This is a genomic window from Pseudodesulfovibrio thermohalotolerans (assembly GCF_021353295.2).
Lineage (GTDB): Bacteria > Desulfobacterota > Desulfovibrionia > Desulfovibrionales > Desulfovibrionaceae > Pseudodesulfovibrio > Pseudodesulfovibrio thermohalotolerans.
Genome location: NZ_CP120635.1, coordinates 3,739,781 through 3,758,942 on the forward strand (window position 1 = coordinate 3,739,781; position 19,162 = coordinate 3,758,942).

Below are 19,162 nucleotides of genomic sequence, written 5' to 3' on the forward strand. Positions count from 1 at the left end.
ACCATGAACCTGTCCATGGTCCATCATCATACCGGCCTGGAGGCGAGCGGCGGAGCCACTCGGGTTGCGCAGCTTCTCATCGACGGTCTGGAATTGGGCGGAGTGCCCGCGCGCCTGACCTTCGAGCTTGCCGAGCAGTCCGAAGGCGAGGCCATATCGCCCGATGAGCTAGGCGCGAACATCCCCCGGGGAGGCATCGTCCATGTGCACTGCACAGGGGACTGGCCCTCTCTGCTCGGCTCCATCCCCACGGGGGTGAAGACGGTCATAACCCTGCACGACTGCGAGTTGTTCACCGGCGGCTGTCCGTATCCGCTGGACTGCCCCATGTCCGAGAGCGGCTGCGTCGATCCCTGTCCGCGCAATTTCCCGGACGCGAATGAGGTGCGCAAACGCAAGCTGGCCGAGGTCGCGCGGCTGGACCCGGTCCTGGTCGCCCCGTCCCGTTGGCTGGCGCGGCTCGCCAAGACGCATCTGCTGCGGCCTGTGAAGATCATTCCCAACGGCATCCCCTGGCCTGGCACCAGGGTCGCCAAGGCCGAGGCCCGCAAATCGTTCGGCATTCACCCTGCTGCGCGGGTGGCCCTGTTCGCGGCCCATGGAGGCATGAATGCGGCCTACAAGTCCGGGGACGCCTGGAAGGGCATATGGGAGCGGCTCAAGGCGGACATGCCCGATCTGGTTTGCTTTGCGGTGGGCGGCGACCGCGAGGAACGGAGCGACGATTTCATCCTGTGGCCCTACGTGGACCGGGGGAAGCTCTTTATGCTCATGTCCGCCTCCGACGCCCTGCTCTATCCCACGCGTGCCGACAACCATTCCCTGGTCGTTCTGGAGGCCATGGCCGCCGGACTGCCCGTGGTGGCCTACGCCGTGGGCGGCGTGCCCGAGCAGATCGTGGACCGCATGACCGGGATGCTCGTGCCTTCCGGAGACACCGGGCGGTTCGTGGAGGCGGCCCGGTCGGTCCTGTCCAGCCGGTCCATGGTCCGTCAGATGGGCCAGGAAGCGTTTCTGTCCGGGGGCAGGAAATTCGCCGTGGAGCGCATGGTGGGCGATTATCTGCATCTTTACGAAAATCTGTAAGCGCTGAAACCGTCGTCTTTGTCAACGAAAAAGCCCCCCGAGCCTATTCGGCTCGGGGGGCTTCACTGTTCGCCGCCGGGCTAGCCCAGCTTCTTGCGAAGGTGGGACCGCAGCATGATGGCGATCAGGTTCATGCCCAACACCAAGGCCACCAGCACGAGCGAAGTGCCGTACTGGAGAGGTAGAGTGGCCTCGGGGTCGGTGGAGGAAACGGAAAGGGAGTAAATCTGATAGGGCAGCGCCATGACCTCGTTGAAGATGGACCTGGGCAAGGTCGGGTTGTAGCTGGCCGCCGCCGTGAACATGATGGCCGCGGTCTCGCCCGCCGCGCGGGAGATGGACAGGATCGAGCCGGTCAGGATGCCGGGCATGGCCGAGGGCAGAACGACTTTGAAGATGGTCTGCCACTTGGTCGCGCCCAGCCCCAGGGAGGCCTCGCGGTAGGTGTCGGGAACGCTTCTGAGCGCTTCCTCGGAGGTGCCGATGATGACCGGCAGGATGAGCACGGCCAGGGTCATGCAGCCCGCTGCGATGGACACGCCCATGCCGAGGCCGCCGAGATCGCGGGCGGCCACGAAGAAGGCCATGCCGAACAGGCCGAAAACCACGGACGGGACACCCGCCAGGTTGTTGATGCACAGCCTGATGACGCGCATGAACGGTCCGGGCATGGCGTATTCATGCAGATAGATGGCGGAGGCCACGCCGAGCGGCAGGGCCAGGGCCATGGAGCCGATGGACAGGTAGAAGGTGCCGACGATGCACGGGAAGATGCCGCCCGCCAGTCCGCCTTCGGTGGGCTTGGTGGTCAGGAAGTCCCAGGTGATGGCCGGCAGTCCGTAGTAGACCATGTACCCGACGATGATGAACAGGGCCAGTCCATTGATGGCCACGGCGCCGCGGAACAGGGTGAACCAGATTTCCTGGGTGGCCTTGCGCTTGAGGCGCAGGCCCGGGGTATCCGGTATGTTGGATCCGTTCATGGTCATTTCGGTGCTTACCATTTCTGACATGTCCTTTTCCTAGAGGCTGGCCGAGCCGACCTGCTTGTACTTGTGTGCGATGTGGTCGGCCAGGAGGTTGAAAAGAAAGGTGATGATGAACAGGACCATGGCGATGGCGAACAGGGCGAAGTAGTGCATTTCCAGGCCGAAGCTGGTCTCGCCCATTTCAGCGGCGATGGAGGCGGGCATGGGCCTGACCGGGTCGAAGATGGAGGTCGGGATGCGCGCCGCGCCGCCCGCGACCATGAGGACGACCATGGTCTCGCCGATGGACCGGGACATGCCCAGGATGACGGCGGTGGACAGTCCGGAGAGCGAGGCGGGCAGGACCACGCGCCAGATGGTCTCGAACCGGGTGGCGCCCAGGGCCAGGGAGCCTTCGCGCACTTCGTTGGGTACGGAGTGGATGGCGTCTTCGGCGATGGAGGTGATGGTGGGCACGGCCATGAAGGCGAGCATGATCGAGGCGTTGAGCATGTTCACGCCGAACCGGATGTCGAAAAGATTGAGCAGGATCGGGGCAACGACGACCATACCGAAGAAACCGATGACCACCGAGGGAAGGGAGGCCAGAAGCTCGACCATGGGCTTGACGATTTCGCGCACCTTGCTGGGGGCGATTTCGGCCAGGTACACGGCGGTCATGATGCCCAGGGGAATGGCGATGATCGAGGAGAACAGCGTCACCCAGACCGATCCCATAATCAGGGGCAGGATGCCCCATTGGGGGGTCTCGGAGACCGGCTTCCACTGGCTGCCGAGGATGAAGTCGAGGACGCCTACGCCCTGAAACTTCTCACCCATGGCGTTGAAGCCCAGGAATGTGGGCAGGGCTTCGGAAACCAGAAAATACATGATCAGGCCCAGGGCAATGATGGACGCGCTGGCGGCCACCAGGAAGAATCCCTTGATGAGCTTTTCCTTGTTGGAGCGTGAGAGCATTTATTCTCGCCTCTTTCTCAAGCGTGATCCCGTCGGGGCGCTTGGTGCGCCCCGACGGGGGAGTTTCTATGTCGGAATCAGTCGTTTCGTTTCAGTTACTTGACCGGGACGAAGCCGACTTCGGCAATGATCTTCTGGCCAGCGGGGGACATGACGAAGTCGATGAACTTCGCGGTCTCGCCGGAGGGCTTGCCGCCGGTGTACAGGTTCAGGGAGCGGGACAGGGGGTAGGAGCCGTCCTTGCCGGTCTCGACGGAGGGAACCACGCCGTTGACGGTCAGGGCCTTGATCTTGGGATTCAGGAAGCCCAGGCCGACGTAGCCGATGCCCTTCTTGTTGCCGGCGATCTTGGCGGCCATGGCGGCGTTGGAGGGCATACGGGAGACCATGTCGAACTCGTCTTCCTTCTTCATGACCTTGCCGTGCCAGACCTCGTAGGTGCCGGAGTTGGTCTCGCGGGAGAACAGGGCGATCATGCCGTCGTTACCGCCGACGTCCTTCCAGTTGCGGATCTTGTCCTGGTACATGTCCTTGAGCTGGGCGGTGGTGATCTTGGAAACCGGGTTGGAGGGGTGCACGATGGGCACCAGGCAGTCCAGAGCGATGACGAACTGCATCGGCTCGATGCCGTTGGCCTTGCACTTTTCGATTTCGGCGGGCTTCATGTCGCGGGACATCATGCCGATGTCGGCGGTCTTGTTGATGATAGCCTTGGCACCGTCACCGGAGCCGGTGGCGGAGATGGAGAAATTTACGCCCGGATTGGCGGTCTGGTAGGCGGCGACCAGCTTTTTCATGGCCGGGTCGACGGTGGTGGAGCCCTTGACGCGGATTTCCGCGGCGAAGGACAGAGCGGAAACGCTCAGAACAGCCAGTGTCACGAAAGCAATGAGCAATTTTTTCATCAGAAGTACCTTCCTTAAAAAATTATGATAAAACTATTCCTCGTCAACGTGTGACGTAGTGATAGACCTGCGATGTTACATCTTCGTGACGAGCGATCGAAAGGTCCGTGACAAAGTGTCTGGCCGATTCGGCGGGGCGGGTCGCAGCCATGCGCCGCCATTTGTGTTTTTTGTCTTTGCGCGGGCCGGACCGCAGGGCCTCTCCGGAGGGTTGAGCCAGCCTTGTCCAGGCTGGCTCCGCCCGGAATGCGAAAGTCTCGGTGGAGCCGCGCGCCGTCGATTCGCGCCAATGCCCCTGGGCCAAGTGTAGCGCATCTCCTCGGGCCGGGATGTTATAATCCGTCCGATTCGGGCACTTCCGGCAGGGGCTTCTCTTCCCCGGAGCTTCGGAATATCAAAATAGTGTTGTCAGGATTTCGGTCTCGTCGCCCGGGGTGACGGTCTGGCCGCTTTGCAGGACGGCGAGGCCGTGGGCCAGGGCGAGGCCGTGCATGGGAGGCAGGGTCTTTCCGGCCAACGGGGTGGCGGTCAGCGTGGAGCCGTGGACGGTGAGCTCGCATTGGACGAGCCATTCGGAACCGGCCCGCGCGTTGATGGATCGGGTGAACCGGGCCATGCGCGGTTCGGGTTCGGGCAGGCCAAGCAGCCGGCGGATCACCGGGAGGATGACGGCGTGGAAACAGGCGTGTCCAGCGGCGGGAGGCCCGGGCAGGCCGAAGAGCAGGGTGTTGCCGCGCACGGCCGCGAACATGTTTCGGCCGGGCCGGATGTCGATGCGTTTGAAGACCGGCGTGAAGCCGCTCTCCCTGGCCGCCTCGAAAGCGAAATCCCGTTCGCTGTTGCCCGTGCCGCCCGTGGTCGCCATGATTTCGGGCAGGTCGTCGCGGGACAGGGTCTCCACCAGTCTGTCACGGTCGTCCGGGACCACTGCGGTCCGCTCCACCAATGCCCCGGCCGCCTCGAAGAGGCCCCGGAGCAGTACCAGGTTGTCCGCCGGGAACCGTGCCGTGCCGCTCAGGCTTTCGCCCGGTTTGGCCAGTTCGCTGCCGAGAGCCGTGAGCCGGACGCGCGGGCGGAGGCGGACCAGGATGGAGTCCACGCGGGTTCGGGTCATGACTGCCGCGCCCTGGGGAGTGACCAATCCGCCCGCCGGGGCAATCCTCGTGCCCGCCGGAATTTCGCCGCCCGCGGGCCGGATGTACCATCCCTCGCCAACAGGTTCGCGGACCAGGATGGCGCCGTCCAGCTCCTCCACGTCCTCCTCGGCCAGGACCGCGTCCGCGCCGGGCGGAACCGGCCCGCCGGTCAACACTCGCACAGCCCGACCCGCTTCAATGGGATCGGGAGACGTGGACTCGGCCCGGATGCATCCGCTCACCGCCAGCCGCACAGGAGTCGTGCCCGAGGCTTCGGCCACATCACGGCTGCGCACGGCGTATCCGTCGCGGACCGAGCAAGCCTGCTCGGGCACGTTGCATCGGGCGGCCACGTCCCGGGTCGAGGTCAGGCCGACGCCGTCCATGGGGGACACGGCCGTTTCCCCGGAGGGGCGGGCGAGGCCGAGCAGTTTTTGGACCGCTTCCTTGCGGGAGATGGGTGTGGACATGGACTTCCTCGGGTCTTTTCAGGTCGTATCCATATAATATTGGCACCCGGCTTCCGGGTTGTAAAGGATTGCGCCCTTTGTGCCCTTTATATAAACTGAAGTGTATGGCTGTGCCGCGTCCGGGACCTTGGCGGTCGTCCGGGCGCGTTTCTGTATCTTAACTCATAGGGGCTTTAAATGACTCAGCATATATTTTGCATCATCGGCAAGAAAAAAGCCGGTAAAACCACGTTCTTGGAAAAACTTGTGCCCGAACTGCAAAAGCTCGGCCTGTCCGTGGGCGCGGTCAAACACGACGCCCATACCTTTGAGATGGACGTGAAGGGCAAGGACTCCTGGCGGCTCAAGCAGGCCGGGGCCGAGACCGTGGTGGTCTCCTCGCCCGACCGCGTGGCCATGATCCAGACCGTGGACCGTGAACGCTCTTTGGAGGAACTCGCCGAGACCCTGTTCGCCGACAAGGACGTGGTTCTGGCCGAGGGGTACTTCAATTCCGACCAGCCCAAGATCGAGGTTTTTCGCCAGGAGGCGCACGATCATCCTCTTTGCGGCCGGAATAACCAGCAGGACAAAAAACTCATCGCCATGGTCTCGGACCAGAGCGTGACCGTCGACGTGCCCAAGTTCGGCCTGGACGAGGCCTCCGAGGTGGCGGCGCATATCGCCCGTAAATACTACGGCTGGGTCTACAACGGCATGTGGGCCACCCACGACTAGGGGGCGGCGTTGTGCGCGGGGCGACTGCCCGGTTACGGCCGGGCGGCCTCGCCCGTGGAGATGGTCCGACCGTCCTTGGCCTTGTTCGGGTCGATGAAGCGGCTGAGCATCTTTTCGACGATGGGCAGGGATACCGTGGTGTCGAGGCAGGGACCGTGCGGCCGCTCGTTGAGCACGCCGTATACGGGCAGGGGATAGGTGTCCTGAATGCCCGAGGAGAGGTCGCGGTGGCAGGCCACGGCGATTATCAGCTTGGGCCGGAGCTGGACGACGATGCGTCGGGCGATGGTCCCGCCCGTGGCGATGGCCAGGTTCACCCCGTACTTGTCGTGCAGGTCGAGCAGCCCGGCCATGGAGCATTTTCCGCAGCGCACGCAGTTGTTGATATCGTAGGTCAACCGCCGGTCGCACTTGGAGTTTTGCAGGCAGTGCGGCATGAGCAGGAGTATTTCTTTCGGCGCGTACCGTCCGGCCTCGGCCAGGACCAGGTCGTTGTTCACGGAGATGAACGAGAGTCTGATGAGTTCCTTTTCGATGCCGAATACGCGGCCCAGAAGGACCATGAGCGGCAGGAACAGCTTGATGGTCAGCCCCCGGAAACGGCGTGCGCCGGGCAGGGGCTTCTTGGTGACGATGTTCAGGAACAATCCCCAATAGGCCACGCAGACCAGCCCGATGAGGCCCACGACAACCGCGCCGAGCACCCATTTGGCCGACGGGTGGATGTTGTCCAGCCCGATGTAGGGCACCAGCCAGAGCAGGGCCAGAAACAGGCAAATGACCAGGCAGGCGATGCTGATCAAGCCGATGAAAAGGCGTTTGCGCGCCCGATGGACGGACCGGGGCTGGTCCAGGGGTGTACCTATTTGCATTCCTTCATGTATCCGCAGGTGAAGGCCGTGGCGTCCATGGCCTTTTTGCCCTGCGGCTTGACCTCGGGTGTCAGATATATCCTGTCTGCCGTGGTGATGGCCAGCTTTCCTTCCATTTCGCCCAGTATCGTGCCCGGAGCGACCTTGGGAGCGGATTCGCCGGACACCTCGCCGGGCGTCACGTTGAGGCGCAGGGATTTGCCTTCCGGGTTGGTCCAGTCAAAGAACGCGCCGGGCCACGGGTACATGGCGCGGATGCGGTTGTGGATTTTCTCGGCAGGCTGATTCCAGTCGATTTCCCCTTCCTTCTTTTCCAGTTTCTTCGCATAGGTGGCCAACGAATCATCCTGGGGTTTCAGGTCGTAGGCGCCGGTCTGAAGGCGGGCCATGGCTTCGCAGATGCAGATGCCGCCCAGCTTTGCCAGCTCGTCGTGAATGGTCCCGGCGTGGTCGTTGTGCCCGATGCGCAGGGCGCGCTGAACCATGACCGGTCCGGTGTCCAGCCCGGCCTCCATCTTCATGATGGAGATGCCGGTGACCACGTCGCCGTTTTCAATGGACCGCTGGATCGGGGCCGCGCCGCGCCAGTGGGGCAGCAGCGAGGCGTGGATATTCAGCGGCAGCACGGTCGGGATGTCGAGTACGGACTGGGGCAGAATCAGCCCGTAGGCCGCCACCACCAGCACATCCGGTTTCAGGGCCGCCAGTTCATCGACATCGGCCTGGTCCTTGAAATTTACGGGCTGGAATACGGGGATGTCGTTTTCCAGGGCCACCTGCTTGACCGGCGAGGGCTTGCACTGGCGTCCGCGTCCGCAGGGCCTGTCCGGCTGGGTATATGCGGCGACGATGTCCGCCGCATCGAACTTGAGCAGGATTTTCAGCGCTTCGGCCGCGAAGTCCGGGGTGCCCATGAAGACTACCCGAAGGGGCTTGAGGTCGACCGCGCCCCAGGATTCGGGCGTGTTCTGGCTGGAACCGGCTATTTCTTCCATCTCGCGGCCTTCTTGCGATACATGGCTTTCTTCAGGCGGCCCGTGCGGTCGGCCAGGGTCACGCCGTTCAGGTGATCGATCTCATGCTGCAGGATGATGGCCAGGAAGCCTTCCGTGTCCAGGCAGACGTCCTCGCCTTCGCGGTTTTGCGCCTTGACCTTGACCCGTTGCTTGCGCTTGACCGTGATGTTGAGTTCGGGGCAGCTCAGGCAGCCTTCCTCGGACTCCACCTCGCCGTCGGATTCGACGATCTCGGGGTTGATGAGGACGCGCAGATCGCCCCGCTCCTTGGGGCCGGTCTGGTCCACGCAGATGAGCCGGATGGACTGGTTCACCTGCGGTGCGGCCAGTCCCACCCCATCGGATTCGTACATGGTTTCGACCATGTCTTCGATGAGTTCCTGAAGCTCGGGGGTTATTTCGCCGACGGTTTCAGCCTTGGCGGCCAGGACGTCGTCGGGCCAGGTACATATTTCCAATTTCATTATGTTTGCCTCCGGCGGCCGGGATAAGAAAGGAGAATTCCTTGAAATAAGGCTGGTTGTCGTCAGCCTCGGAATATCCGTTCCCGTTTGCCCTTATTGTTCCCCTTGCGCCGCGGGAACGGACGCGGGGAGCGTTCGGTCCGGCTTGCGGCGTATAGGTACTGACTCTTATCTCAATAAGTACGGAAATTCAAAAGGCCAGTTCTTTGTCGAAACCGGCCGAATTCTGGGCCGCTTCGCGGAAGGATGCCCGCGAACCGGCGATATGCGTCGAGGAAAGGAACGCGGGAGGGAAACCTTGCCGTCGGGTTTCCCTCCCGCATCTTCCATTATTCTTCTTTTTTCTTCTCGCGCAGGCGGATGCCGAGTTCGCGGAGCTGCTTGCTGGGCACGGCGGACGGCGCCTCGGTCATGAGGCAGGTGGCCTTCTGGGTCTTGGGGAAGGCGATGACGTCGCGGATGGACTTGGACCCGGTCAGGATCATGACCAGCCTGTCCAGGCCGAAGGCGATGCCGCCGTGGGGCGGCGCACCGAACTTGAGGGCGTCCATGAGGAAGCCGAACTTGTCGCGGGCTTCCTCGTCGTTGATGCCCAGGGCGGCGAACATGGCCTGCTGCTGCTCCTCGGTGTGGATGCGGATGGAGCCGCCGCCGACCTCGAAGCCGTTCATGACCAGGTCGTAGGCCCGTGCGATGGCCTGGCCCGGGTCTTCCCTGAGAATCTTCATCTGCTCGGGGCGGGCCGAGGTGAAGGGATGGTGCCGGGCCACGAACCGCTTCTCGTCGGGGTCCCATTCGAGCAGCGGGAAGTCGGTGATCCAGACAGGCTTGAACTCGCCCTCCTTGATGAGTCCGAACCGCTTGCCCAGCTCGCAGCGCAGGTTGCCGAGCGCGGCGTTGGCGATGTCGGCCGGACCGGCCTGGAAGAAGAGGATGTCGCCGGGCTTGCAGCCGGTGCGATTACGCAGTTCGGCGATCTCCTCCTCGGAGAAGAACTTGACGATGGGGGACTGCCATTCGCCGTCCTCCTTGACCTTGATCCAGGCCAGGCCCTTGGAGCCGTAGATCTCGACGAACTTGGTGTATTCGTCGATCTCCTTGCGGGACAGCTCGGCCCCGCCGGGCACGGCCATGACCTTGACCAGCTCGGAGGACGCGAAGACCTTGAAGCCGGAGTTCTTGAAGACGTCGGTGATGTCGATGTGCTTGAGCTCGAAGCGGAGGTCCGGCTTGTCCACGCCGTAGTCGCGCATGGCGTCGGCGAAGGTCATGCGGGGGAACTCGTCGGGCAGGGCCACGCCGATGGTCTCCTTGAACAGGGTCCGGACCATGCCTTCGGCCATGTCCTGGATCAGCGCCTCGTCCACGAAGGACATCTCGATGTCGATCTGGGTGAACTCGGGCTGGCGGTCGGCGCGCAGGTCTTCGTCGCGGAAGCATTTGACGATCTGGAAATAGCGATCCATGCCCGAGACCATGAGCATCTGCTTGAACAACTGCGGGGACTGGGGCAGGGCGTAGAACTCGCCCTGGTTGACCCTGGAGGGCACCAGGAAGTCGCGCGCGCCTTCGGGGGTGGACTTGGTCAGCACCGGGGTTTCCACTTCGAGGAAGCCCAGGCCGTCCAGGTAGCGGCGCACGGATTGCGCGGCCTTGTTGCGGATAATGAAATTCCGGGCCAGGGAGGGGCGGCGGAGATCCAGGAAGCGGTATTTGAGCCGCAGGTTCTCGGAGACCTCCACGCGGTCCTCGATGGGGAAGGGCGGGGTGTCCGAGGTGTTGAGCAGCTTGTACTCGGAAACCTCGATCTCGATCTCGCCAGTGACCATGTTCGGGTTGGCCATGCCCTCGGGACGCGGGCGGACCTTGCCCTTGACCGCCACCACGTATTCGGGGCGGATGGCGTGGGCGCGCTCATGCACCTCGTCATTGTCCTCGGGGTTGAAGACCACCTGGGTCAGGCCTTCGCGGTCGCGCAGGTCCAGGAAAATCAGCCCGCCGTGATCGCGGCGGAACTGGACCCAGCCCATGAGGCAGACCTCTTCGTCCATGTTGGCGGCGGTCAACTCGTTGTTGTGGTGCGTGCGCCGCCAGCCCGCGAGGTCTTCAATGACGCGGTACTCGTCGTAATCTCTCTCTTGCTCGGACATTATCTCTCCAGTCTCGTATTTAGTGCCTCCGGCGGCCCCTGCGGGGGGCTTGCCTCCGGCGGCTCAAGAAACCTTTTGAAAAAGGTTTCTTGAGAATCTTCCAAAACTTTTTGGTGCGCCTTCGGCGGGGGGGCCCGCGTTATGACGGCTTTTTATCAAACATCTGCGGCAAGGCCGCATACGGGATTCCAAAGGCCCTCGGCCTTTGGCCGCCGGAGGCGAAGTCACCCGTCCATCGCCGCGCAGCGGCTTCTTAATTCCTCTCTACAGACTTGCCAGATACAGCTTCCGGTCCAGGGTTTCCTGTTCCCTGTTCCCGGCCATGTCCTTGACGGTGATGGTATTGTCGGCCAGTTCGCTGCCGCCCAGGATCAGGCAGGTCCGGGCCCCGGATTTGTTGGCCGCGCGCATCCGGGATTTCATGGAGCCGCCGGCGAAGCTGACCTCGCCGCGCAATCCCTTGGCGCGCAGGGCCTGGGCGAAGAGCATGGCCTCGTTGGCCGCTTCGCCGTCCACCACGGCCAGGTAGAAGTCGGGCGCTTCGGGCTCGACATCGCCGAGCAGAAGGGCGAGCCGTTCCATGCCGCAGGCGAAACCGGAGCCGGGGCAGTCCGGGCCGTCCAGGCTTTTTATCAGGCCGTCGTAGCGGCCGCCGCCGGCCACGGAGGTCTGGGAGCCGATGTCGTTGCTGGTCACCTCGAAACAGGTGCGCACGTAGTAATCCAGGCCGCGCACCAGGCGGGGATTCAGGGCGTAGGACACGTTTGCTCCGTCCAGCACGGCGCGCACATCGGCGAAGTGGGCCTCGCAGTCCGGGCAGAGGTGGTCGGTGATGACCGGGGCGTCCTGGACCAGCTCCTTGCAGGTGGGCACCTTGCAGTCGAGCACGCGCAGGGGGTTGGTCTCCATGCGGCGCTGGCAGTCCTCGCAGAAATTCGCCTTGTCCTTGGACTTGTAGAAGTCCACCAGGGCCTGCTTGTAGGCCGGGCGGCATTCATGGCAGCCTAGGGAGTTCAGCTCCACGGTCAGGTCCTTGAGGCCGATGCGGTGCAGGAACGCGGTCAGCATGAGGATCAGCTCGGCGTCGGCCTGGGGCTCGTCCGCCCCGAAGACCTCGGCGTTGATCTGGTGGAACTGGCGTTGGCGTCCCTTCTGCGGCCGCTCATATCGGAACATGGGACCGAAAGTGAAGAATTTCGAAACGCTGCCCGGCTGATGGGTCTTGGATTCGATGAACGCGCGGACCACGCCCGCCGTGGCTTCGGGGCGCATGGTCAGGGAACGGTTCTTGCGGTCGGGGAAGGTGAACATCTCCTTGCCGACCACGTCGGTGTCCTCGCCGATGGATTTCTGGAACAGCTCGGTCTTTTCCAGGATGGGGGTGCGCAGCTCGCCGTAGCCGTATCGGGAGAAGATTTCCCGGGCGCAGGATTCCATGAAGGTGTACTTGGCGGCCTCTGCCGGGAAAAGGTCCGCGAAGCCCTTTATTTTTTGTACTTTCGCCATTTCGCGTTCAATATCCTTATAAATGATCGGGTCTGTGGAACCGAATCTGGTTAGACCATACGGCCCGGATTGTCAAAAAGAGAGTGGGCGGCGGGCCGCTTCCGGCCGGGTGCGGCAGGGCGTGCTTTTGATTTGACCCCGCCCCGCAAATCCTCCAAGCTTGGAGTCAGGGGGATAGCACATGAAGACCGTCACGGCCTGCACCATGGATTGCGGCGACGCCTGTTCACTGGTGGTCGATACCGAGAAGCGAACCGTTCGGGGCAACCCTCGGCATCCGTTTACCAAGGGGTTCTGCTGCCGCAAGGGAGCCCGATACTTCGAACGTCTGGACGCCGAGGAGCGCATCGTCGAGCCGCTCGTCCGGCGCGGCGGAGCGTTCGTGCCCGTGGGGTGGGACGAGGCCCTCGACCTGGTGGCCGAAAGGCTCGACGCGGCGCGGGGTGTGCCCGAGTCCATCCTCCACATTCACGGGAACGGCTACCGGGGCGTGCTCGCTTCGGCCAGCTCCGTCTTTTTCGAGCGGCTCGGCTCATCCACCGTGTGCGGCTGCGTGTGCGATGACACGGGCATCGAGGCGTGCCTGAAGGATTTCGGGGCGTTGAATCACAACGCGCCCGAGGACATCCTGAATGCGGACCGGGTGGTTAACTGGGGCCGGGACCTGACCCGTTGCTCCGTGCACCAGCTCGCCCTGTTGCGGAAGGGTCGCGAGAAAGGCGTCGAGGTCCTGTCCATTTCTCCCGGCGGCGACGGCACTCCGGATTTCTCCGACGTCAACGTAATCATCCGACCCGGCACGGACCGTTTTCTGGCCGCCGCTGTGCTCAAGCTCTATCTGGAGGCGGGGGACCTCAACCCGTGGGTCCTGACCCGGACACGGAACTGGCCCGCCCTGCGCGGGCTTATCGACGGATTGAAGTTCCGCGACCTGTGCGCCGCCTGCGAGGTCTCGGCCGAGGATGTGGAGCTGGTCTACGAGTGGTATTCGGACAAGGGCGACGTGGCCACGCTTGTCGGCTGGGGGTTGCAGCGCCATGTCTATGGCGGGGAGAACGTCCGCTTCATCAATGCCGTGGCCATGATTTCAGGCAACATCGGGGTGAGCGGCGGCGGTGCGTATTTCAATATTTCGTCCGGCCGGAATTTCGGCTCGTGGGCGCACCTTGTCGAGGGCGGCGCGAAACCGTCCAGGCGGCGCAGCTTTCTGTTGCAGGACCTGGGGACGGAGCTTCGTCGCGCCGATCCCTCGGTGGACTTTGTCTGGATCGACGGGCACAACGTGGTCAACCAGGTGCCGGACGGCCTGTCCGTGGCCGACGCGCTGGCCCGGCCGTTTACGGTTGTGGTGGACGGGTTCATGAACGACACGGCCATGCGGGCCGACGTGATCCTGCCGCCCGCGTTCATGTTCGAACGGCGCGACGTGCTCGGCTCCTACGTCCACAACTATGTCAACCTTTGCGCTCCGGCCCTTGCGCCGCGCGGCCTGGCTCGGCCGGATTTCGACATCCTGGCCGACCTGGGGACGCGGTTGCGCGAGCGGATCATCCTTCCGGACGAGGAGACCTGCCTGCGCGAGGGGCTCAAACCTGCCGCCGTCTCCTACGACGAGCTTCTCGAAAACGGGTTCGCCAAGGTTAATCATCCCTTCGTGGCCTTCGAGGATATGGTCTTCGGCCATCCGGATGGACTGTACCGCTTCCCGGAGACGCTGCATCCCGAGCCTGAGCGGGACCCCGACTACCCTCTGCAACTGCTGACCCTGGTGCGTGGGGAGTCTCTGCATTCGCAGATAGCCGAGACCGACCAGCGCGGGGTGCCGTCCGTATGGATCTCCAGGTCCAACCCGGCCTTGACCGTTCTGGACCCGGCCAGGGATGTTTTTCTGGTCACCGACCTCGGGGCCATGCAGGTTCGGCTTGTGATTGTCGAAGACCTGCACCCGAGAGCCGTGCTCATGCGCCGTGGGGGATGGATGAAGTACGGTCACGGGGCCAACGCCGTCATCCGGCCTTCGGTCACGGACATGGGAGCCGGGACGGCCTACTACAGCCAGGCGTGCCGCCTGGAAAATCGTTAACCAAGGAGGATTGCATGATGAAAACGTGGAAAAAATTCGTGGTAGTGGCTTGCCTGCTCCTGTTCGCCTTCGCGGCCTTCGGTTGCAGCGAGGAAGGTCCCATGGAGAAGACCGGCAAGAAGATCGATCAGGCCGCCGAGGATGCGGGCGATGCCGCCAAGGACGCGGGCGACGCCGCCAAGAAGCTTTTCGAGTAGCCCATGCGGGCCGCCCTTGAGGGCGGCCCGTAAAATCCTTGTCACGCCGTTGTCTGCTTCGGCCTCTTGCCAAAGAGGGTTTTCGGCGCGTAATGAGGCGGGTATGCAAGCACGTTCCACAAAGCCCCTGCCTCCGGCGAGGCGGGCGGCCCTAGAAGCCCTGTTTCGCTGCCTCATGAACCGGCAGGACATCCAGGCCGCTCTGGACGAGGCCCTTTCCTCCGGCGTCGACGATCCGCGCGACGTCGGGCTGGCCACGGAGCTGAGCTACGGATACCTGCGGCTCAAGGGGCGCATCGAGTACGTCCTCTCCCGATTCCTCAAGGACCCGGGCAAGCTCAATCCCAAAATGCGGCTGGCCATGGGCGTGGCGGCCTATGAAATCCTTTTTCTGAACAAGATTCCGGCCTACGCTTCGGTGGATTGGGCCGTTGAATTTTCCAAGTCCAAACCGGGCGCCCGCCTGGCAGGTTTGTTCAATGCCGTATTGCGTCGGGTGTCCGAGCTCGGCGACGATGCCCACGATCCGGATTTCTTCCGTAAGGATGCGTCCCTGCCCGAGTTCCTGTCCCGCTGGTACTCCTGCCCTCAGTGGCTGGTGGATATGTGGTGGCGGGAATACGGCGAGAAGGCGGCCACCGAGTATCTTGAAGCGCAAATCAAGCCCCCGGCGCTCGGTTTCAACCTCTTCGGCCATCCCGAAGCGGACGAACTGTACGTCGAGATCGCGGGTTGGCCGGAGCTGTTGGATATCGAGGGCATGAGCTTCGCCCTCCCGGCGGGCATCTCCTTCGACGACGAGCCCGCCCCGCCCCTTTCCCGCCAATCCTTTGCCGCGCGCCAGGCCGTCGAGGCCCTGGACCCGGAGGCCTGGGAAGGCCCTGTCTGGGACGCCTGCGCCGGTCGCGGGGGCAAGACCCGGATTCTGCTGGAAAAGGGGCTCGACGTGTTCACCTCCGACCCGCACCGGGGACGGCTGGCCGCGCTCAACCGCGAACTGCCGGGGGTGGAGACCTTCGAGGCCAACGCGGCCACGGCAACGCCGCCGCGCGTACCGGGAACCATCCTTCTGGATATGCCCTGCTCCGGCCTGGGCGTGCTTTCCCGCCGTCCGGACACCAAGTGGAAACGCAAACCAGCCGATCTGGGCGACCTGACCCTCCTGCAGCGGGAGATTCTGGACAATGCCCTGGAGCAGGTCCGGCCCGGCGGACGGGTCGCGGTCATTACCTGCACCCTCAATCCCGAGGAGAACCAGGGGCTCGTTTCCAGGCTGACCGAGAATTCCGACCGGGTCCGGGTCGAGCGTGAATGGACCACCCCGTCCTATTCGCCGCTCAACGAGTTCTTCTACGCGGCTTCCCTGTTGGTGAGATAACCTTTCGGCCGACGGCCCCGGCGTGCGCCGGGGCCGCTGCCTCCTTGTCCGTCAGCCTCCGAGTTTGGCCCCCAGCCACGTGGCCGGGCTCATGGATTCCGGCACGCCCTCGCGGGCGTCCACGCCGCGCGCTTCCGCCAGTTTGTCCTGGTAGGTCTTCCAGCAGGACTGGGCCAGGGACGTCGACCCCGACAGAGGATAGGCCAGGGTGGCCGCCAGTCGCGCGGAGAGGGCCTCCGCGAGCAGGGCGTCGTATCTCTTGGGGTCTGTTTCGCGACGGACATAGGCGATGAAGACCGGAGCCTCCTCGTCGCAAAGGATGATCCCAGCCTGGATTTCCCAATTCCGGATTTCCTCTCCGTCCGCGCCGGTAAGGGCGATTATCCGCAGAAAGTCCGTGGGCAGCACATACCTGTACGCCCATTTCCACAGTGGTGCCGAGGCCCCGGCCGCCAATTCGGCCTGGGCCATGGCGCAGTTCCAGGGATGGGCGCGCAGTACCGCGTCGCGCACCGCTGGCCAGCGGTGGTTGCACAGCCCGGCGGCCTTGGAGTCGTCTCCCATGGACATGATCGCGTCCTCTCCCAGGTCCAGCAGGGCGTTGTTGCAGATTTCGATCACACTCGTTGCCATATGCGTGTTCCTCGCTTGCTAGGGTTGCGGGCATCCCGGCGCGGAAAGCGTATCACGCGTTTTCGCCGGACGGGCCGGGCGGGAGCGAATGGCATGAAAAAGCGTTTGATCGGCAGGGAAAATCAACTTGACAGGGTTCCGGAATTTCAGACCCGAACGCTCCGTTTGCCGCTCGTTGTTGACACGGCTTGCGGGATGTGTTTTGCCCTTTTTCGTGAAAACGGCGTTCAAATGCCCGTGCAAGCGGAGCTGCTGACCGGACTTTCCAGGTGTTTCCCTATTCAAACCGCGAAAACGTCGTTGCCCATTATGAAAGACGTATCTCTCATCGATCTGGTGTGCGGCATCTCCTCCGCCCTTGACTACATTTCCCCGGCAGTGACCGGGCATCACCGCCGGGTGGGCCTGGGGGCGGTCGCGCTGGCCAGTCAGGTGGGCGTCCCTGCGTCTTCCCTGGTGGATCTTCTGCTGGCCGGGCTGATGCACGACATCGGGGCTTTTTCCATGGATTTGGCCCTGGACGGCCTGAAGTTCGACTCGGACCTGAAGGAACACGCCGTCGTCGGATACAGGCTGCTCAAGGATCACCCCTTTCTGGAGCGCGCCTCGCGCATGGTCCTGTACCACCATACGTGCTGGAGCGATTTACGGGTCATCCGCCAGGAGGGGGACAGGGAAACCCTGTTGCTGGCCAACATCATCAATCTGGCCGATCGCGTCGACATCCTGCGCCGGGTGGGGACGTCCTCCCGCGAACGCTGCGAGGTCGAGCAGGCCGTGGCCGGGTTCACCTCGGATCTGTACGCGCCGAGGCTGCTTGAAGCCTTCAGGGAACTGGCCGACGGCGGTCTTTTCTGGCCGTTGGTGGAGGATATGGACAGGCCGGTGCGGGAGATGCTTTCCCGGAACCTGCTCGACGTGCGCATCACTCCGGATGAGCTTATCGACTTTTCGAGCTTCTTCACCCGGATCATCGACTTTCGGAGCCGCCACACGGCCACCCACACGGCGGGCGTGGCCGAGAGCGCGGTCCTGCTGGCCAAGCTGGCGGGCATGAGCGAGCAGGAACAGAAGGCCATGCGGCTTGCCGGCAACCTTCACGACATCGGCAAGCTGGCCGTGCCCACGGCCCTGCTGGACAAGCCGGGAGCTTTGGACAGCGACGAGTACGTCAAGGTCCAGGACCACGCCACGGTGTGCGCCGAGGTCCTGCGCTCCATCTCCGGCCTGGGCGAGGTGGCCGACTGGGCCTGCCAGCATCATGAACGGCTCAACGGCAAGGGGTATCCCCTCGGGTTGACCGCCGATCAGCTTTCTTTGGGGTCCCGGATAATGCAGGTGGCGGACGTGCACACGGCCATCACCGAGGACCGTCCCTACCGCAAGGGGATGGCCCGCGAAAAGGTCGTGACCGTGCTGCGCTCCATGGCGGACAACGGGTTCCTCGACCCGGACATCGTCAATCTCATCATCGAGAACCACGACAGGTTCGACGCAGTTCGAACCATCGTCCAGAGCCGCGCCCTTTCGGAGTTTCGGCGTTTCGCCGAGGCCTCCAGGTAGCCGCCGTTAGGCTTCGGCGAAGATTTCCCCGATTTCGTCCGGGTCGGAAGTCAGCCCCAGGGCGCACATGAGCCGGATGCGGGCCTTGGGTCCGCCCAGCCGTCCGGACAGGATGACGCCCTTGGTATGCAGGTCGGCTCCGCCGCCGGGGTAGCCGTAGATCGGCCACACGCCGCCTTCGATGCATCGGGTGGACAGGACCACCGGAATGCGCCGCTCCAGGCACGCTTCGATTCCCTCGACCATGGCCGGAGGGACATTCCCCGCCCCGAATCCTTCGATGACAACTCCCTTTGCTCCCTCGCTTATTGCGTGATCGAGAGGTTTCCGGTCAATTCCCGTATACGCGGTGATGAGCGGTACGTTGGTCTCGATGGCGTCGAGGGCGAACCTGCGTCTGGGCCTGGGGGTGGAGCGCGGCCTGGCCAGGAGCACGGACTCCCCGGCCACGTAGCCGACAACCCCGGCTTCGCGGGATTCGAAGGCGTCCACGTTGAGCGAGTTGACCTTGACCGCCTCGCGGGCGGCGAAGATGCGGTCGGTCATGAGGATGCACGCCCCGATGCCGGGCGGCAGCGGGAGCAGGCAGGCGCGCACGGTGTTGGCCAGGTTGCGGATGCCGTCGTAGCCCGCCTCGGAGTAGTAGCGCATGGACCCGGTCAGGATGACCGGCTTGTCGGAGTGGATGACCAGGTCGCACATGTAGGCGGTCTCCACCAGGGTGTCCGTGCCGTGCAGGACCACGGCCCCGAGCACGGACTCCTCTTCCAGGGCGGCTTCCACGTCGCGGGCCAGCCGGAACATGTCCTCGGGGGTCATGTGCGGGCTCGGCTTGTCCGACCAGAGCACGGGCCGCAGGGTCACGTCCGCCTCCTGGGGGGAGAGCTGGTTGAGCAGTCCGTCGAAGTTGCCCCCCGGGGCCACGCCTTCCCTGCCTTCCACCGGGGACATTCCGATGGTTCCCCCAGTGAAGAAAACGACTATTTCTGTTTGCTTCGTCATCTCGTTCCGCTTGTTGCGTTTGGTTTTTGGGCGTGACG

The 19,162-nt window shown here is 63.6% G+C and carries 17 protein-coding genes; 6 read left to right on the plus strand and 11 right to left on the minus strand.

What is annotated here, in order from left to right:
* The first annotated feature begins 3 nt into the window (after positions 1 to 3).
* The gene (locus LF599_RS17565) at positions 4 to 1,086 is read left to right on the plus strand and encodes a glycosyltransferase (protein ID WP_279521717.1); all 1,083 of its coding nucleotides are present in this window, start codon (positions 4 to 6) and stop codon (positions 1,084 to 1,086) included.
* 80 nt (positions 1,087 to 1,166) lie between these two features.
* Here the strand turns inward: LF599_RS17565 and pstA are convergent, their stop codons facing one another.
* The 4 genes from pstA to LF599_RS17585 all read right to left on the minus strand — a co-directional run bounded on the left by pstA (position 1,167) and on the right by LF599_RS17585 (position 5,543).
* Complete coding sequence (pstA, locus tag LF599_RS17570) at positions 1,167 to 2,099, minus strand: phosphate ABC transporter permease PstA (protein WP_404823730.1); 933 nt, start codon at positions 2,097 to 2,099, stop codon at positions 1,167 to 1,169.
* A 9-nt stretch (positions 2,100 to 2,108) separates the two neighbouring features.
* Positions 2,109 to 3,032: a phosphate ABC transporter permease subunit PstC gene (pstC, locus tag LF599_RS17575; RefSeq protein ID WP_279521718.1), complete on the minus strand. Its 924-nt coding sequence runs from the start codon at positions 3,030 to 3,032 to the stop codon at positions 2,109 to 2,111.
* Positions 3,033 to 3,127: 95 nt separating this feature from the next.
* Positions 3,128 to 3,937: a PstS family phosphate ABC transporter substrate-binding protein gene (locus LF599_RS17580; RefSeq protein WP_279521719.1), complete on the minus strand. Its 810-nt coding sequence runs from the start codon at positions 3,935 to 3,937 to the stop codon at positions 3,128 to 3,130.
* 394 nt (positions 3,938 to 4,331) lie between these two features.
* Positions 4,332 to 5,543, minus strand: a complete 1,212-nt coding sequence (locus LF599_RS17585) for a molybdopterin molybdotransferase MoeA (protein WP_279521720.1) — start codon at positions 5,541 to 5,543, stop codon at positions 4,332 to 4,334.
* A gap of 177 nt (positions 5,544 to 5,720) precedes the next feature.
* Between LF599_RS17585 and mobB the strand changes: the two genes are divergently transcribed.
* On the plus strand, positions 5,721 to 6,260 hold the full coding sequence (gene mobB, locus LF599_RS17590) for a molybdopterin-guanine dinucleotide biosynthesis protein B (protein WP_279521721.1): 540 nt from the start codon (positions 5,721 to 5,723) through the stop codon (positions 6,258 to 6,260).
* Positions 6,261 to 6,292: 32 nt separating this feature from the next.
* Here the strand turns inward: mobB and LF599_RS17595 are convergent, their stop codons facing one another.
* From LF599_RS17595 to hisS, 5 genes are all read right to left on the minus strand, one after another.
* Positions 6,293 to 7,132: a DUF116 domain-containing protein gene (locus tag LF599_RS17595; RefSeq protein ID WP_279521722.1), complete on the minus strand. Its 840-nt coding sequence runs from the start codon at positions 7,130 to 7,132 to the stop codon at positions 6,293 to 6,295.
* Positions 7,123 to 8,127, minus strand: a complete 1,005-nt coding sequence (gene fmt / locus LF599_RS17600; RefSeq protein WP_279521723.1) for a methionyl-tRNA formyltransferase — start codon at positions 8,125 to 8,127, stop codon at positions 7,123 to 7,125. The genes LF599_RS17595 and fmt overlap by 10 nt, the downstream gene beginning before the upstream one ends.
* A complete protein-coding gene (def, locus tag LF599_RS17605; RefSeq protein WP_279521724.1) occupies positions 8,115 to 8,612 on the minus strand; it encodes a peptide deformylase in 498 nt (165 codons plus the stop codon). Before def ends, fmt begins: the two co-directional genes overlap by 13 nt.
* Before the next feature lie 329 nt (positions 8,613 to 8,941).
* Positions 8,942 to 10,762, minus strand: coding sequence for an aspartate--tRNA ligase (gene aspS, locus LF599_RS17610; RefSeq protein WP_279521725.1), 1,821 nt, complete (start codon positions 10,760 to 10,762; stop codon positions 8,942 to 8,944).
* Positions 10,763 to 11,026: 264 nt separating this feature from the next.
* A complete protein-coding gene (hisS, locus tag LF599_RS17615; RefSeq protein ID WP_279521726.1) occupies positions 11,027 to 12,268 on the minus strand; it encodes a histidine--tRNA ligase in 1,242 nt (413 codons plus the stop codon).
* Between the two features lie 181 nt (positions 12,269 to 12,449).
* Here hisS and LF599_RS17620 point away from each other — a divergent pair, with 181 nt between their 5' ends.
* The 3 genes from LF599_RS17620 (at position 12,450) to LF599_RS17630 (ending at position 15,926) form a co-directional block, all read left to right on the plus strand.
* Positions 12,450 to 14,351, plus strand: coding sequence for a molybdopterin-dependent oxidoreductase (locus tag LF599_RS17620; RefSeq protein ID WP_279521727.1), 1,902 nt, complete (start codon positions 12,450 to 12,452; stop codon positions 14,349 to 14,351).
* A gap of 14 nt (positions 14,352 to 14,365) precedes the next feature.
* On the plus strand, positions 14,366 to 14,548 hold the full coding sequence (locus tag LF599_RS17625) for a transport-associated protein (RefSeq protein ID WP_269940410.1): 183 nt from the start codon (positions 14,366 to 14,368) through the stop codon (positions 14,546 to 14,548).
* A 103-nt stretch (positions 14,549 to 14,651) separates the two neighbouring features.
* The gene (locus LF599_RS17630; RefSeq protein WP_279521728.1) at positions 14,652 to 15,926 is read left to right on the plus strand and encodes a transcription antitermination factor NusB; all 1,275 of its coding nucleotides are present in this window, start codon (positions 14,652 to 14,654) and stop codon (positions 15,924 to 15,926) included.
* A 51-nt stretch (positions 15,927 to 15,977) separates the two neighbouring features.
* Here LF599_RS17630 and LF599_RS17635 read toward each other — a convergent pair whose 3' ends face one another.
* On the minus strand, positions 15,978 to 16,559 hold the full coding sequence (locus LF599_RS17635) for a hypothetical protein (RefSeq protein ID WP_269940409.1): 582 nt from the start codon (positions 16,557 to 16,559) through the stop codon (positions 15,978 to 15,980).
* Positions 16,560 to 16,868: 309 nt separating this feature from the next.
* Here LF599_RS17635 and LF599_RS17640 point away from each other — a divergent pair, with 309 nt between their 5' ends.
* Complete coding sequence (locus tag LF599_RS17640) at positions 16,869 to 18,122, plus strand: HD domain-containing phosphohydrolase (protein ID WP_279521729.1); 1,254 nt, start codon at positions 16,869 to 16,871, stop codon at positions 18,120 to 18,122.
* A 6-nt stretch (positions 18,123 to 18,128) separates the two neighbouring features.
* On the opposite strand, the gene LF599_RS17645 is transcribed toward LF599_RS17640, so the two are convergent.
* A complete protein-coding gene (locus LF599_RS17645) occupies positions 18,129 to 19,124 on the minus strand; it encodes an asparaginase (protein WP_279521730.1) in 996 nt (331 codons plus the stop codon).
* Between the last annotated feature and the right edge of the window lie 38 nt (positions 19,125 to 19,162).

Excerpts from the sequence above, each read along its gene's own strand:
- LF599_RS17580 (WP_279521719.1), bottom strand. The coding sequence starts at position 3,937 with ATGAAAAAATTGCTCATTGCTTTCGTGACACTGGCTGTTCTGAGCGTT.
- LF599_RS17620 (WP_279521727.1), top strand. The coding sequence starts at position 12,450 with ATGAAGACCGTCACGGCCTGCACCATGGATTGCGGCGACGCCTGTTCA.
- aspS (WP_279521725.1), bottom strand. The coding sequence starts at position 10,762 with ATGTCCGAGCAAGAGAGAGATTACGACGAGTACCGCGTCATTGAAGAC.
- LF599_RS17595 (WP_279521722.1), bottom strand. The coding sequence starts at position 7,132 with ATGCAAATAGGTACACCCCTGGACCAGCCCCGGTCCGTCCATCGGGCG.
- LF599_RS17585 (WP_279521720.1), bottom strand. The coding sequence starts at position 5,543 with ATGTCCACACCCATCTCCCGCAAGGAAGCGGTCCAAAAACTGCTCGGC.
- LF599_RS17645 (WP_279521730.1), bottom strand. The coding sequence starts at position 19,124 with ATGACGAAGCAAACAGAAATAGTCGTTTTCTTCACTGGGGGAACCATC.
- pstC (WP_279521718.1), bottom strand. The coding sequence starts at position 3,032 with ATGCTCTCACGCTCCAACAAGGAAAAGCTCATCAAGGGATTCTTCCTG.
- LF599_RS17640 (WP_279521729.1), top strand. The coding sequence starts at position 16,869 with ATGAAAGACGTATCTCTCATCGATCTGGTGTGCGGCATCTCCTCCGCC.
- pstA (WP_404823730.1), bottom strand. The coding sequence starts at position 2,099 with ATGTCAGAAATGGTAAGCACCGAAATGACCATGAACGGATCCAACATA.
- LF599_RS17565 (WP_279521717.1), top strand. The coding sequence starts at position 4 with ATGAACCTGTCCATGGTCCATCATCATACCGGCCTGGAGGCGAGCGGC.
- mobB (WP_279521721.1), top strand. The coding sequence starts at position 5,721 with ATGACTCAGCATATATTTTGCATCATCGGCAAGAAAAAAGCCGGTAAA.
- LF599_RS17625 (WP_269940410.1), top strand. The coding sequence starts at position 14,366 with ATGATGAAAACGTGGAAAAAATTCGTGGTAGTGGCTTGCCTGCTCCTG.
- def (WP_279521724.1), bottom strand. The coding sequence starts at position 8,612 with ATGAAATTGGAAATATGTACCTGGCCCGACGACGTCCTGGCCGCCAAG.
- LF599_RS17635 (WP_269940409.1), bottom strand. The coding sequence starts at position 16,559 with ATGGCAACGAGTGTGATCGAAATCTGCAACAACGCCCTGCTGGACCTG.
- fmt (WP_279521723.1), bottom strand. The coding sequence starts at position 8,127 with ATGGAAGAAATAGCCGGTTCCAGCCAGAACACGCCCGAATCCTGGGGC.
- LF599_RS17630 (WP_279521728.1), top strand. The coding sequence starts at position 14,652 with ATGCAAGCACGTTCCACAAAGCCCCTGCCTCCGGCGAGGCGGGCGGCC.
- hisS (WP_279521726.1), bottom strand. The coding sequence starts at position 12,268 with ATGGCGAAAGTACAAAAAATAAAGGGCTTCGCGGACCTTTTCCCGGCA.